This is a genomic window from Pseudarthrobacter cremeus (assembly GCF_051857465.1).
Taxonomy (GTDB): domain Bacteria; phylum Actinomycetota; class Actinomycetes; order Actinomycetales; family Micrococcaceae; genus Arthrobacter.
In genome coordinates, this window is the sequence record NZ_JBPZHC010000003.1 from 311952 (window position 1) to 326679 (window position 14728).

11 protein-coding genes are annotated in these 14728 nt (G+C 65.4%); 7 read left to right on the forward strand and 4 right to left on the reverse strand.

Annotated elements, in window-relative coordinates; all coding sequences use genetic code 11:
• Window positions 1-50: 50 nt before the first annotated feature.
• The 3 genes from ACS5PJ_RS08060 to ACS5PJ_RS08070 form a co-directional block, all read right to left on the reverse strand.
• A complete protein-coding gene (locus ACS5PJ_RS08060) occupies window positions 51-1355 on the reverse strand; it encodes an aminotransferase-like domain-containing protein (RefSeq protein WP_439434391.1) in 1305 nt (434 codons plus the stop codon).
• Between the two features lie 71 nt (window positions 1356-1426).
• Entirely contained in the window at window positions 1427-1813 is a 387-nt protein-coding gene (locus tag ACS5PJ_RS08065) for a GerMN domain-containing protein (RefSeq protein WP_439434392.1), read from the reverse strand.
• Between the two features lie 741 nt (window positions 1814-2554).
• Window positions 2555-3127 (reverse strand): NAD(P)H-dependent oxidoreductase, encoded by a 573-nt coding sequence (locus ACS5PJ_RS08070; RefSeq protein ID WP_439434393.1) that lies wholly within the window; start codon window positions 3125-3127, stop codon window positions 2555-2557.
• A 125-nt stretch (window positions 3128-3252) separates the two neighbouring features.
• Here ACS5PJ_RS08070 and ACS5PJ_RS08075 point away from each other — a divergent pair, with 125 nt between their 5' ends.
• The 7 genes from ACS5PJ_RS08075 to ACS5PJ_RS08105 all read left to right on the forward strand — a co-directional run bounded on the left by ACS5PJ_RS08075 (window position 3253) and on the right by ACS5PJ_RS08105 (window position 13280).
• The gene (locus ACS5PJ_RS08075) at window positions 3253-3861 is read left to right on the forward strand and encodes a TetR/AcrR family transcriptional regulator (RefSeq protein ID WP_439434394.1); all 609 of its coding nucleotides are present in this window, start codon (window positions 3253-3255) and stop codon (window positions 3859-3861) included.
• Window positions 3862-4221: 360 nt separating this feature from the next.
• The gene (locus ACS5PJ_RS08080) at window positions 4222-5205 is read left to right on the forward strand and encodes an ABC transporter permease (protein ID WP_439434395.1); all 984 of its coding nucleotides are present in this window, start codon (window positions 4222-4224) and stop codon (window positions 5203-5205) included.
• Window positions 5206-5207: 2 nt separating this feature from the next.
• Complete coding sequence (locus tag ACS5PJ_RS08085; RefSeq protein WP_439434396.1) at window positions 5208-6182, forward strand: ABC transporter permease; 975 nt, start codon at window positions 5208-5210, stop codon at window positions 6180-6182.
• Entirely contained in the window at window positions 6179-8416 is a 2238-nt protein-coding gene (locus ACS5PJ_RS08090) for a dipeptide ABC transporter ATP-binding protein (protein WP_439434397.1), read from the forward strand. The genes ACS5PJ_RS08085 and ACS5PJ_RS08090 overlap by 4 nt, the downstream gene beginning before the upstream one ends.
• A gap of 52 nt (window positions 8417-8468) precedes the next feature.
• The gene (locus tag ACS5PJ_RS08095) at window positions 8469-10187 is read left to right on the forward strand and encodes an ABC transporter family substrate-binding protein (RefSeq protein WP_439434398.1); all 1719 of its coding nucleotides are present in this window, start codon (window positions 8469-8471) and stop codon (window positions 10185-10187) included.
• A 296-nt stretch (window positions 10188-10483) separates the two neighbouring features.
• On the forward strand, window positions 10484-11560 hold the full coding sequence (locus ACS5PJ_RS08100) for a Gfo/Idh/MocA family protein (protein ID WP_439434399.1): 1077 nt from the start codon (window positions 10484-10486) through the stop codon (window positions 11558-11560).
• Window positions 11561-11726: 166 nt separating this feature from the next.
• Window positions 11727-13280 carry a S8 family serine peptidase gene (locus tag ACS5PJ_RS08105; protein ID WP_439434400.1) on the forward strand — a complete coding sequence of 518 codons (1554 nt, stop codon included), beginning with the start codon at window positions 11727-11729 and terminating at the stop codon, window positions 13278-13280.
• Between the two features lie 258 nt (window positions 13281-13538).
• On the opposite strand, the gene ald is transcribed toward ACS5PJ_RS08105, so the two are convergent.
• The gene (gene ald, locus ACS5PJ_RS08110; RefSeq protein ID WP_439434401.1) at window positions 13539-14657 is read right to left on the reverse strand and encodes an alanine dehydrogenase; all 1119 of its coding nucleotides are present in this window, start codon (window positions 14655-14657) and stop codon (window positions 13539-13541) included.
• Between the last annotated feature and the right edge of the window lie 71 nt (window positions 14658-14728).

The window sequence follows — 14728 nt, forward strand, 5'->3', positions numbered from 1 at the left end:
TGCGCTCCTTTACTCGGTATGAATTACGGCCAGGCTCAGTGAGGCCTACGCTACAGCGCGGCGAGGGCATCGCGCAGTACCGGCGCCAATCGGCGGACGCCTTCCCTGATGGCTTCGGGCGGGACGGCGCTGAAAGCGAGCCTCAGCTTGTTGGACGGCTCGTCGGAGGGCGTGAAGGCGGCACCCGGAATGAAGACGACGCCGGCGTCGATGGCCTTCTGCAGCAGGGGGTAGGTGTCCGTGCCCTCGGGCAGGGTGATCCAGACAAAGAACCCGCCTTCGGGCCTGGTCCAGGTGGTCCCGGCCGGCATGTGTTCTTCGAGGGCGGACAACATGGCTGCGCAGCGCTCAGCATAAAGGCCGCGGTAGGTTTCGATCTGGCCCTTCCAGTCGTAGTTCCGGAGGTACGCGGAGACCAGCATCTGGTTCAGGGGCGGCGGGCACAGGGTCACGGACTCCGAGGCCAGGTAGTAGCGCCGCTGCAGGTGTTCCGGAACCAGGGCCCATCCGATTCGCAGGCCCGGCGCAAAGATCTTGGAGAATGAACCCAGGTAGATGACGTCGGCCGGGTTTGCGGCCCGGAGCGGCTCAAGGGGCTTCCCATCGAACCTGAGCAGGCCGTAGGGGTTGTCCTCGAGCACCAGGATATTCGCATTGCGGCATATATCAACGATCTGCTGCCGGCGTTCACGCGCCATCGTGATGCCGGAGGGGTTGTTGAAGCTGGGAATGGTGTACAGGAACTTGATGTTCTTCCCGGCAGTCTGGAGCGCCGCGATCTTGGCCTCCAGAAGCTCAGGCACCAGTCCGGCGTCGTCCATTTCCACGGTGGCCACCTCCACCTGGTAGGCCTCGAAGGTGTTGAGCGCCCCCACGTACGTGGGGTTTTCCACCAGCACCACGTCTCCGGGATTGCAGAAGACCTTGGTGGCCACGTCCTGGGCCGACTGCGAGCCCGCAGTGATCACCACATTCCGGGGGAGGGCGTCAGTAATCCCTTCAGCCGCCATGACCTCACACACCTGGGCGCGGAGTTCCTCGGTGCCCTGCCCCGCACCGTACTGCAGGGCAATGAGCCCCTCTTCGGCCAGTATGCCGGCTGCAGTCGCGGCAAGGCGCGGGAGGGGAAGGGACTGGAGGTAGGGGTTGCCGCCTGCGAGCGAGACCAGCCCCGGGCGCATGGAGATATCAAAAACGTCCCGCACGGCGGATTGCTTGATGTGGGCGGCGCGTGCCGAGAACAGCGCTTCGTGTGGATGGACGGCGCGGTGGGCCGACGTGGCCGCACGCTCGATGGCGTCGATGGCTTCAGGGGGTAACTGGGCTGCCGCGGCAGAAAGTGTTTCGTGGGTCACTTTCACAGGATACAGCCGTTAGTTGCCGATAAGACAACAGTTGTTGACAAAAATTCGCGCATCGAAGGCCTCTACTTCAGGCGGAGCGCTTCGGCCAGCGGGATCCCGTTGACGTAAACCTCGGCACGGATTGCGCCCACCGAGGCGACGGCGGTCTGCGTGAGCTGGGCCTCCACACGCGGAATGTCGCAGGCGCCGCCGGGTCGGATGGTGCCTGAGAGGTACACCGTGACGGTGGTGCCGTCGAAGCTTCCGGACAGGAACGTCAATGTTGACGCGGACAGGGCGTTGTACAGCCCTTCCACCGCTGATCCGTCCAGCAGGGCACGCATCGCGGCGGTCAGCGGCTCAGCCGAACCCGCAACGGACCGCCGGATGCCGGCGAGGCTGTCATTGCAGCCGAAGCGCACACCGCCGGCGCCGCCGTCGTCAAGCAGCACATAGTAGGCCGTGACCATCCGGGTGACTCCCGCCCTGCCCCCTGGCGTGTCAGAAGGCGTCTCCGCCGGCGGCGGTGCCGGGGAACCCGGCGCAGGCACCGGTGATGGGGCCGCCGTTGCGGGAGCGCTGCGGGGTGTGGTTTCTGTAGCGGCTGCAACGGCAGAGCCCCCGCTCCCTGATGACTCCGTTGCCGGTCCTGGCGGCGGGGAAGTGGCCGGCCCAACGGTTCCAGGCCCCTGTTGAGTTTGCCCTGGTGGGGTTTGAGCCGTCCCGGTTTGAGCAGGTTCGTTTTCAGCGGGTGCCGGCACGGCCGGCGGCAGTGCCCGGGGCTGCGGCTCCGGGACCAATGGCCCCTCGGCGGGCACGGTGCGCCCATAGCCTGTTGCGCCAGCGGTAAACGCCCGGTCCGCGGACTGATCGGTGCCAGGGGCGCAGCATGCCAGCCACAGCGGAAGCGTCAGTACCGCCGCCGTCGCCATCAGTTTCCCGGCACCCCGCCTGCCTGCCATGTCTGCACCGTGTTCCCGTCCCCGCGCATCCCAGTGCATTAACGTTACGGCTCTCCGACGTGCCTGAACATGCCGGCGGTGTTCCGGTTGGAGCAAGACTTGGTCACGCCGGCGGCCGCCGGGCCCTACCGCGCTCACGGTGCGGTAACAACGACAGCAAAATGCCCCGGACGCCAATGGGCGTCCGGGGCATTGAGGGTATGCAGGCCGTGCTGGAGCCGGCTGCGGCAGTCCGTTGCTGCTTGGGCCTTACGCTGCCGGCTGTGCTGCGACGGTGCGCGCCTCGGCGAGTGCGTCGAAGACGCCCTTGATCTGCTCGACCACTTCGGCGTCGTCCTTCGGGTGCAGTTCGGCGAAGCGGACCATGGAGCCGGGAACGGCGAGCTTGACGTCCTCGAGCACGGTGGCGCCGGCGATGCCGACGGCCTTGCGGGCCTCATCCTGGGCCCACACGCCGCCGAACTGGCCGAAGGCGGTGCCGACGACGGCGGTGGGCTTGCCGGAGAGGGCGCCGGCGCCGTAGGGGCGGGACAGCCAGTCGATGGCGTTCTTCAGGGAGGCGGGGACGGTGCCGTTGTGCTCCGGGGTCACCAGCAGCAGGGTGTCGGCATCGTTGGCGGCGGCGCGCAGGGCTGCTGCCGCGGCGGGGACCTGGCCCTCGACGTCGATGTCCTCGTTGTAGAACGGGATGTTGCCGAGGGTCTCGTGGATCAGGACCTCAACGTTCTCGGGGGCGTTCAGCTGGATGGCTTCGGCCAGCTTCTGGTTGGTGGACCCGGTGCGAAGGCTGCCGACAAGGGTAAGAACAGTGCTCTTTGACATGTGTACTCCTGGGTTCGGGCTGCGGCCGGGCCGCTAACCGATTGGAAAAGTGGAGGCATTGCTGCCTTCACTGATCTAAACGGACCGTGGTCCGATTAATATTCCCGGGGGCTAGGATACGGAGTGTGAGCTTCATCCCACTGCTGCCCGGATCGCTCTCGGGCCCGGTTCCCGAGCGAAGCGATGCCGCGCGGAACCGCCAGCGGCTGCTCGATGCCGCCCGCGAGCTGATCGCCGAGTCCGGGGCGGACGGCCTGACCATGGACGCGCTGGCGGAGCGTGCCGGAGTGGGGAAGGGGACGGTCTTCCGCCGCTTCGGCAGCCGCACAGGGCTGATGATGACGCTGCTCAGCGACTCTGAGGCAGCCTTCCAGGCCCGCTTCATGTTTGGTCCTCCGCCGCTGGGTCCGGGCGCGTCGGGACTGGACCGGCTGATCGCGTTCGGCACGGAAAGAATCGCGTTCGTGCTGGAGCACGGCGATCTGGCGAGCGCCGCCGAAGGCTCGCCGCACAGCCGCCACGAGGTGCCCGCCGCCGTGCTGGCGCAGCGCCACATCGAGTTCCTCCTGCGGGAAGAGGGCATGGAGGCGGACCCGAGGCTGATGGCGATGGCACTGAGCGCGACCCTTGATCCGGACAGGCTGCTGCACTCAGTCCGCGTCCACGGCCTGCCGCCCGAGCGGCTGGCTGCGTCATGGCGGGAACTCGTCACCCGCGTGATTCGCGGAGGGTAGGTTAGTCCAGAGTCGGGTGAAACGTCCAGTCAAATCAGTCGCACTGAAGAATTCATAACGATCTGATACGGGCGCGGGGCTCTCCGGGCAGATGCCCGTATCCGGGACTCATCTATGTGGTAGTTTCCTCTGGAATGTGACCCGCAACATAGTTCTTTTCGGACGTGTCTGTCAGGTCGCGAAAGCCGGCGAATGCGTCGGCGGAGACCTGGGGGCGGCGCGATCCGTGGCTGGCTGGGGAAATCGGAAGGATCTGGAACGTGGATGCAGTCGAGGTAGAAAAGCCGAAACCAGCAGAGGGCGATCCCCTGAGGTGTTTGTCCAGCGTTCCGGCGGCGACGATCCAGAAGTAGCTGCCGCATGCTCAGGTACCTTGCCAAGCGCGGCATCACGTACGTCTTTATGATCTTCCTGACCACGTCTGCCGGGTATTTCCTTGCGGTCAGTTCCCTCAAGCCGGCGCTGCTGGAGCAGGAACGGATTCCCCGCCCCACGCCGGAACAAGTGGCCAACTCCATGCGCCTGAAGGGCCTGGACCCGGACTTAAGCCCGTGGGAGCGCTACGTCGAGTGGCTCACCGCGATTGTGACCCGCTGGGACTGGGGCCGAAGCCCCAACGGCGCCTTCATCAACGCCGAATTCGGTGACCGCGTGTGGATCTCCACCCGCCTTTTCCTGGCCTCGATCGTCCTGACCCTGGTCATCGGCGTCGCCCTCGGTGTGTACTCGGCGGCCCGCCAGTACAAGTTCCAGGACCGGGTGATCACCTCCTACAGCTACCTGGCGTACATCGTGCCGGCTCCCATCGCCTACTTCCTGGTGCAGTTGGGCGCCATCAACATCAACGAGACGGTCGGGGAGCGGATCTTCTTCGTCACCGGCATCTCCACTCCGGGCCTGGCACCGGGGTGGGCCCAGTTCGTGGACATGCTGGCACACTACGCAGTGCCCACGATCGCCATCACGCTGGTTGGCTGGGGCTCCTACCAGATCGCGCAGCGGCAGTACCTGCTGGACAACGTCAACGCCGACTTTGTCCGCACGGCACGCGCCAAGGGGTTGACCCGCAACCAGGCCATTTCCCGGCACGCCCTCCGGGTATCCTTCATTCCCGTGGCCCAGAGCATCGCCTTCACCATTCCCGCCATCTTCGCCGGCGGCTTCTTCGCCGAGAAGATCTTCGCCTGGCCCGGTGTGGGCTCGTGGAGCATTGATGCCATCTCGCTGCAGGACGTCAATGCCGCAACGGCCACCCTCGCCTACGGCTCCGTGATCTTCGCCCTTGGCGCCATCCTCGCGGACTTCGCCACCACACTGGTTGACCCGAGAGTGAGGGTGCAGTAGCCATGACCAACCTCAACGCCATCGACCCGGCGGCAGTGGCCCAGGACGCCCATCTGGACAGCGCCGACGTCATCATCGGAAAATCCACCATCATCTTCCGGCGCTTCATGCGGAACAGGACCGCCGTAGCGGGCCTGGCCATCTTCGTCGCCCTGACGGTCTTCTCCTTTGTCGGCGGATACCTCACCCAGTGGGACAAGGAGACCATCGACCCCTTCAATATCGGCATGCCGCCGTCGGCCGAGCACTTCCTGGGCACCTCCCAGGCCGGCATTGACCTTTTCGCGATGACCGTTGAAGGCACCCGGATCTCCATCCTCATCGGACTCATCGTGGGCCTGGTATCCGTCCTGATTGCCGCGGTCTACGGCTGCACCATGGCCTATTTCGGCGGCAAAGTGGACAAGGTCATGCTCTTTGTCCTGGAGGCACTCATCATGATGCCCGCCCTGCTGGTGGTGGCCGTGGCCACCAGTGGCGGAGGGGACGGGCTGAAGAAGAACCTCCCGAGCTGGTTCCTGCTGATCATCGTCCTGCTGGTCTTCAGCTGGATGGGCACCGCCAGGCTCATCCGCTCACTGTCCATGTCGCTGATGCAGCGCGACTTCGTCAAGGCCGCCCAGTACATGGGCGTTCCGCCGCGCCGCATAGTGTGGCGGCACCTGGTCCCCAACATCGGTTCACTGCTGGTCCTGGACATTACCCGCGGCGTCACCGGCGCCATCCTGGCTGAAGTGGCCTTCTCCTTCATCGGAATCGGCATCAAGGTCCCGGACGTGAGCCTTGGCGTGCTGATCGGCGGCGCCACCTCGCAGGTGCAGACCTTCCCGTGGATGTTCTGGGTGCCGTTGACTGTGATGTTCCTCCTCACCGGGTCCCTGGCCATGATGAATGACGGCCTGCGTGACGCGTTCGACCCCAGTTCGAGTTCGGTTGGCCGGGCCAAAAAGAACAGCGCACAGAAGAGGGCCAAATGAGCAGCGGAACCTACCTCGAACCGGCCGACCCGGCCCCCTCGCCAGTAGAGCGGCTCCATATCGCGGGCATGCACCCGCCGTCGGACGCAGTTTTGTCCGTCCGGGACCTCAACGTCCGGTTCAACTCCGAGAACGGCGTGGTACACGCGGTCCGCGGCGTTGATTTCGACCTCATGCCAGGCCAGACCCTGGGCATCGTCGGTGAATCAGGTTCGGGCAAATCGGTCACCTCCCTGGCCATCATGGGGCTGCTCCCGCCCACCGCGGAAATCTCGGGATCAGTGCGGCTCAAGGGCAAGGAACTGCTCGGCCTCAGCGACAAGGCCATGTGCGCCTACCGGGGCAATGACATCGCCATGGTGTTCCAGGACCCGCTGTCCTCCCTGACCCCGGTGTACACGGTGGGAGCCCAGATCATCGAGGCCCTCACCATCCACAATCCCGGCATGGGCAATTCAGCGAAGGAAGCCCGCGCCGTCGAACTCCTGGCCATGGTGGGGATTCCCAGCCCCAAGGACAGGCTCCGGGCCTTCCCGCACGAGTTCTCCGGCGGCATGCGCCAGCGCGTGATGATCGCGATCGCCATCGCCAACAACCCGCGGGTGCTGATCGCGGATGAGCCGACGACGGCGCTGGACGTCACCATCCAGGCCCAGGTGCTTGAGGTGCTCCATACGGCGCAGGAGGAAACGGGCGCCGCCGTCGTCATGATTACCCATGATCTGGGCGTGGTGGCAGGCATCGCCGACGACATCATGGTCATGTACGCGGGCAAGCCGGTTGAAACGGGGCGGGTGGATGACATCTACTACAGCCCGCGCATGCCCTACACCATGGGTTTGCTCGGAGCTGTGCCTCGTGTGGACGTTGCTGAGAAGACGTCGCTGGTCCCCATTGAGGGCATCCCCCCGAACCTGATCCACACGCCCACGGGCTGCTCTTTTGCGCCGCGGTGCCCCCTGGTGGCGGACGCCTGCCTGACCGGCGAGCCGCCACTGCTGCAGGCCGGCGACAACCCGGGACACCTAGCGGCCTGCATCAGGTCCGGTTCATTGGGCGGCGACGTCGATGTCCTGGAAATTTTCGCGGCGCCGCCGGTTCCGGTGTCCGGCTTTGACGCCATCCCCCGGGCCGAACGCGCCACGGTCCTGGAGCTCAAGGACGTACGCAAGCACTTCCCGCTGACCAAAGGTGCCCTGCTGAAGCGGCGTATCGGCACCGTCAAGGCCGTGGACGGCCTGAGCTTCGACATCCGTGAAGGCGAGTGCTTCTCCATCGTGGGCGAGTCAGGCTCCGGCAAAACCACCACGCTCCTGGAAATCATGGAGTTCCACAAGGACCAGGACGGCGAGGTGATCATCGGCGGCCTCAGCAACAAGGAGGCCACCGACGCCAAAACCAGGGGCGCCATGCGACGTGAGCTGCAGATGGTTTTCCAGGATCCCACCGGCGCCCTGGACCCGCGCTTTACCGTGTATGAGGTCCTGGCCGAGCCGCTGCAGAACGCCGGCATGGACAAGGCAGCCATCCGGAAACGGATTATGGAACTGATGAAGCTGGTGGGGCTCCAGGCGGATCACGTCAACCGGTTCCCCAACCAGTTCTCCGGCGGCCAGCGCCAGCGGGTGGGCATCGCCCGGGCCCTGGCCGTGAACCCGAAGCTGGTGGTCCTGGACGAGCCGGTGTCCGCCCTGGACGTCTCGGTCCAGGCCGGCGTCATCAACCTGCTGGACAAGCTGCGCGCCGAGCTGGGCCTCAGCTACCTGATGGTGGCCCACGACCTCTCCGTGGTGCGGCACATCTCCAACCGCGTGGCGGTCATGTACCTGGGCAAGATCGTGGAGATCGGGGAAGTGGACAGGGTCTTCGACAACCCGCGCCACCCCTACACGCGCGCATTGCTCTCCGCCATTCCAGTCCCCGACCCGCAGCTGGAACGCACGCGGGAGCGCATCATCCTCCAGGGCGATCTGCCGTCGCCACTGGAGGCTCCCAAGGGCTGCAACTTCGCCACCCGGTGCCCGGTGTTCGCGGCCCTTCCTGCTGCCAAACAGGAGAAATGCCTCACCCTGGAACCGCCGTTGGAGGCGGTCCGGCCTTCGGCGGCCGTCCGGGCACTGGAAGCCGGGCCGTTACCGGTCCTTGACCAGCAGTTTGCCTGCTTCTTTCCTGACGGCCAACTGGACGAGGACATGCTGGTGGTCCACGAGACCGCGGAACCCCAGGCCCCCTAGATTTTTTCGAACCACCACAAGCACCACCACTCGCACCAATGAAGGGAACACCATGAAGAATCTGACCAAGATCGGCGGAGCGGCGGCCATTGCGGCAGCCTTGACGCTGACCGCTTGCGGCGGTGGAGGCACGTCTACCGGACCGGAGACAGCTAAGGGGCAGGAGTCCGGCAGCGACCTGTCCAAGCTCATCAGCGTTAACGAAAAGCCCGCGGCTGATCTTGAGCAGGGCGGCAAGGTTACCCTGCCGCTGGGCAACATCGGCCCGGACTTCAACGGATTCTCCAACAACGGCAACAGCGCGGACAACTCCGCCCTGCAGATCCCCATGAACCCGGTAGCTGTGAACAGCGGCGGCATCGGCGGCTGCTGGAAGGTCGACTTCGTTGGCAAGGTCACGCCGAACAAGGACTTCTGCGAGTCGGTCGAAAGCGAAGTCAAGGACGGCAAGCAGACCGTGACCATCAAGGTCAACCCAAAGGCCGCCTACAACGACGGCACCCCGATCGACATCAAGGCATTCAAGAACACCTGGAACATCCTCAAGAGCCCGGACGCCGGCTATGACATTGTGAGCTCCGGAGCCTACGAATTCGTTGAGTCCGTCGAAGCGGGCAGCAGTGACAAGGAAATCATCGTCAAGACGAGCCAGCCGGTCTACCCGGTGGATTCGCTCTTCTTCGGCCTGATCCACCCGGCAGTCAACACGCCGGAGATCTTCAACGAAGGATTCAACGGTGAGATGCACCCGGAATGGATGGCCGGCCCGTTCAAGCTGGACCAGTACGACACCGCCGCCAAGACGGTAACCCTCGTTCCCAACGACAAGTGGTGGGGCGCCAAGCCCGTCCTGGCAAACGTGGTCTTCCGTCAGCTGGAGACCAGTGCGCAGATTGCAGCCTTCAAGAACGGTGAGATCGACGGCATGTCCGCTAACACCATCTCGCTCTACAAGCAGCTGGATGGCACCAAGAACTCCGAGGTCCGCCGCGGCCAGCGTCTCTTCGCCGGCGGCATGAACATCAACGCCCAGAAGGTCACCGACGTCGCAGTCCGCAAGGCGATCTTTGCCGCCGTCGACCGTGAAGCCCTCCGCAAGGTCCGCTTCAACGGCTTGAACTGGGAAGAGCCCAGCTCCGGTTCCATGATGCTGCTGCCGTTCTCCGAGTACTACCAGGACAACTACCCGGTGAAGGAAACCGGCGCGGATGCAGCCAAGAAGGTACTGACCGACGCTGGATACACCGCCAACGCCGCAGGCATCATGGAGAAGGACGGCAAGCCCGCCGCGTTCAAGATCAGCAACTTCGGTGACGATCCCACCACGCTCGCCTTCACCCAGACTCTCCAGAAGCAGCTCCAGGCCGGCGGCATGGACGTTGGCATCGACCAGCGTGCTTCTGCCGACTTCGGGAAGGTCATCGGCGGCCGCGACTTCGACATGAGCGTCTCCGGCTACACCGTTGGTCCGGACGCCACGGACGCCGTGAAGCAGTACTACGACTCCAAGACCAACGAGAACCAGCTGGGCGACGCCGAACTGGACAAGAAGATCGCCGATCTTGCTTCGATCGAGGACAACGCCGCGCGCAACAAGGCAGCGATGGACGTTGAAAAAGAGCACATGGCGAAGTACTTCTCCATGGGTGTTGTGATGAACGGCCCGCAGATCTCCTTCGTCCGCACCGGCCTGGCCAACTACGGCCCCTCACTGTTCCAGAGCCTTTCCCAGGTTCCGGACTGGACCACCATCGGTTGGGTAAAGAAGTAACACAACCCGCCAGACCCTTCATTGCTGAGGCCGGCACTCCCCGATTTTTCCGGGAAGTGCCGGCCTCCGCCGTTTCCCCGTCCCCCTGCGACGCTCTGGCACCCTCTGCAGGTTTTCGGGCGACGCTCTTGCACTTCCTCTTCATCGCCGTCGGGGCAAAGCGCCCGATCTGCCAGAGCGTGCCGCTGGAACCCGCCGGTGCTGCCAGAGCGTGCCGCTGGAACCCGCAGGAACTGCCAGAGCGTGGCGCTGGAACCCGCAGGAGCTGCCAGAGCGTGGCGCGGTACCGTTGGCGTATGACCGGCACCGAACCTGAACCCGCCACCCGCTCGATCCGCACCGCCGTCGTCGGCTACGGACTCTCAGGGAGCGTCTTCCACGCCCCGCTGCTCGCAGCGGACCCCCGATATTCGCTCGACGTGATTGCGACGTCCGACGCCGGCAGGCAGGCTGCCGTCGCGGAGCGTTACCCGGGCACCAAAACAGTGCCCGACGGCGACGCTGCGCTTGCGCTGGCGGGGGACCTTGACCTGGTGGTGCTGGGGACGCCGCCCGCGACCCACTTTCCGCTGGCGAAGGCGGCCCTGGAGGCCGGGCTCGACGTTGTGGTGGACAAGCCCTTCGCTGTCAGCAGCGCCCAGGGACAGGAACTGATCGCACTGGCGGAGAAGCTGGGCCGGGTGCTCACGGTCTTCCAGAACCGGCGCTGGGACGGGGACTTCCTCACGGTACGGAAGCTGTTGGCCGGGGAGGCGCTGGGCAGCGTGACCCGCTTCGAGTCCAGCTTCGAACGCTGGTCCCCGGACATTTCAAAGGCATGGAAGGCCGATGCGACGGCGGCGGACGGCGGCGGTGTCCTGTTCGACCTGGGCACGCACCTCATCGATCAGGCGCTCCTGCTGTTCGGCCCCGCAACTGTGTCGCACGCGGAACTGCAGGTGCGGCGTCCGGACGAGAAGGTGGACGATGACGTCTTCCTGGTCCTGACGCACGGGTCCGGCGTGACCAGCCACCTGAGCATGAACATGCTTTGCGCCCAGCAGGGTCCGCGGTTCCGCATCCTCGGATCGGCCGGCGCGTTCACCAAGCACGGGATCGACCCGCAGGAGCCGTACATCGTGGCCGGCGGCAGCCCGCTGGACGAGGAGTTCGGCGTTGAAGCAACGGAATGGGCCGGAGCCCTGGGCCGCGACGGCCATCTCGACCGGCTGCCCACGGAACGGGGAGCCTACCCGGAGTTCTACCGCCTGCTGGCGGACAAGATCCTCGACGGCGGAACGTCATCCGCGCTGCCGCTCCCGGTGGACCCCGAAGGGCCGGTGGAGGTCCTCAAGATCATTGAATCAGCGCGCGTACTTACAGCGCGCTCTTGAAATCATGTGACATGAGTCACTAGGGTCTGATGTTGCGGGTGATGCTCCTGTCTGAGGGGCGACCCGGACGGTCCCCGGCAACAGCCGTTGGGACCGGGAACATCGGACCCTTGCCGGCGACGCACTTGCTACCGCGTGTGCCAGCCGGCAGAAACGGAGCAACAGCATGCAAAGATTCTCCAGGATTGTGGCACCGATCGGAGCGATGGCGCTCGCGATCGGGCTTTCGGCGGCCTCGGCTCCCGCGGCGGTGTCGGCCAGCGCCCAGGTCTCCAACCCCGCCGGCTTACAGGCTGCTTCTGTAACCGGCTCCCAGACCTACATCGTTCTCTACAAGGCGAACGGGGTTTCCGGCGCGTCGCTCTCGGCGGTACAGGCTGCCGGCGGCACCGTGGTCCAGACCTACCCGCAGATCGGCGTGGCCATCGTCAGGTCCGACCGCGCCGGCTTCGATGCTGCGCTGCGCTCGGCGGACTCTGCCGTTCAGGGGGCCGCGTCCACAGCGGGCTTTGCCGTCGCTGTCGAAGACGACAACTCCGGCGCTGCCGCAGACGCTGCGTCAGCGCCCGTGGAGCCCCTCGTCCCCGCGCCGGGCAACGACCCCCTGTCCGGCCTCCAGTGGGACATGGACCAGATCCAGTCTCCCGCAGCCCGCGCCATCACCGGTGGAAGCCCCTCCGTGGTGGTGGGCGACATCGACACCGGCCTGGACTACACCCACCCGGACCTCGCCGCGAACGTGGACTTCGCCAAGAGCGTTTCGTGCGTGGGCGGCGTCCCGGACCAGAACCCGGCCGCGTGGATGGACAAGAACGGCCACGGCACGCACACTGCCGGGACCATTGCTGCGGCGAAGAACGACATCGGCATGGTGGGGGTAGCTCCGAACGTGAAGATCGCCGGGATCAAGGCAGGCAATGACGACGGGTTCTTCTTCCCGGAGGCGGTGGTCTGCGCCTTCATGTGGGCAGGGTCAAACGGTATCCAGGTCACCAACAACAGCTACTTCGCCGACCCCTGGCTCTTCAACTGCAAGAACGACCCCGGCCAGCGGGCCATCTGGGAAGCCGAGCGCCGGGCCATCAAGTTCGCCCAGAACAACGGCACCACCATTGTGGCAGCCGAGGGCAACCAATCTGATGACCTCGCACACCCCACCCAGGATTGGACCAGCCCGGACGACACCACAGCGGTAATCCGTGACATCACCAACGCCTGCGCCGTGGTGCCCGTCGAGGTGCCCGGAGTGATCGGTGTCACTGCCAACGGAAACAAGCTGTTCAAGTCGTACTACTCCAGTTACGGCCTGGGCACCGCCGACGTTGTCGCACCCGGCGGGGACCGCCGCTTCCAGCTGACACCCGCCGCAACGAACGGGCGCGTCCTCTCCACCTGGCCGTCAGCCGCGCCGTGCGCCCCCGCATTGACAGTGACGGACGGGGCGGCCCGCTACTGCTACCTGCAGGGCACGTCCATGGCTTCCCCGCACGTAGCCGGTGTCGCAGCGCTGATCGTCAGCACCGGCATCACCAACCCGGGGACCGTGGCCTCGCGGATCAACAACACCGCGGACCCGATCGCCTGCCCCGCGGACATGAGCGTCTACGCGAATTTCCCGGCCTTGGACGGTGGAGCGCCCCAGGTCTGCCAGGGCGGCGCTGGCTACAACAGCTTCAACGGCCACGGCCAGGTGAACGCCCTCCGCGCCGTCGGCGGTTAAACGGCGGTTAGACGGCGGCTAAACACTGCTAAACGAAGGGTCTAATGCACGACGGCGGGTCCCCGGTCTGGAAGGTCAGGCCGGGGACCCGCTGCGTGTAGAGACTGGCGCGGGACGACAGACATCCGACAGCGTGCGTCAAAGCGACGAATGGGCCCACGCCGGCAGGGTTCCCTGGCCGAGCTTGCGAGGCTAGGGGGCAGGTGGGGAGCAGCACGCAGAGGATGTGTGTCGTCCAGCGCAGCAGGACGGCGAGGACTAAGCGGAGACCAGTTCGTGCCAGTCAGCCACGAGGGGCAGGCCGTGCGCTTCGGATACGGAGTGGTGCGCCACGTGGCCTGCTGCGATGTTGAGCCCGGCGGCAAGGGCGGGGTCGCGGTCGAAAGCGGCTTTGACGCCCAGGTTGGCCAGTGCAACGGCGTACCGCAGCGTGACGTTGGTCAGCGCGTAGGTGGACGTGTTGGGCACGGCGCCGGGCATGTTGGCCACGCAGTAGAAGATGGTGTTGTGCACCTTGTACGTGGGTTCCTGGTGCGTGGTGGGGCGGGTGTCCTCGAAGCAGCCGCCCTGGTCCACGGCGATGTCCACCAGCACTGAGCCGGGCTTCATGCGGGAGACGAGTTCGTTGCTGACCAGCTTGGGAGCCTTGGCACCGGGGATCAGCACCGAGCCGATCACCAGGTCCGCGTCCACCACTGACTTCTCGATCTCGTACTTGTTCGAGGCCACGGTCTTCAGGCGGCCCTGATACTGGGCGTCGAGTTCGCGGAGGCGGTTGATGTTGATGTCCAGGATGGTGACGTCGGCGCCCAGGCCGAGGGCCATTGCTGCCGCGTTGGTTCCGGCAACGCCGGCGCCGAGGACAACCACCTTGGCGGGACGGACGCCCGGTACGCCGCCGAGCAGCACACCCTTGCCGCCGGCAGGAGCCATCAGGGACGTGGCGCCAACCTGGACGGAAAGACGGCCGGCAACCTCGGACATCGGGGCCAGCAGCGGCAGCGAACGGCCTTCCTGGACGGTTTCGTAGGCGATGGCGGTGACGCCGGAGTTGATCAGCTCACGGGTCAGTTCCGGTTCGGCCGCGAGGTGCAGGTAGGTGAAGAGGATCAGGCCCTTGCGGAAGCGGTGGTATTCCGCAGCAATGGGTTCCTTGACCTTCATGACCATGTCGGCGCGGCCCCAGACGTCGTCGGCGGCGGCAACGATTTCGGCGCCGGCGATGGCATATTCCTCGTCTGTGATCCCGGAACCAAGACCTGCGCCGCGCTCCACCAGGACGGTGTGGCCGTGGGTGCGGAACTCGTGGACGCCGGCGGCCGTGATGGCCACGCGGAATTCGTTGTTCTTGATCTCTTTGGGGACACCGATGATCATTTTGGGCTCCATGTTCACCAGGCCTGTGGGCCCGGAATTGCGGGGAAAATTTGTACTTCCAGAATAAATCC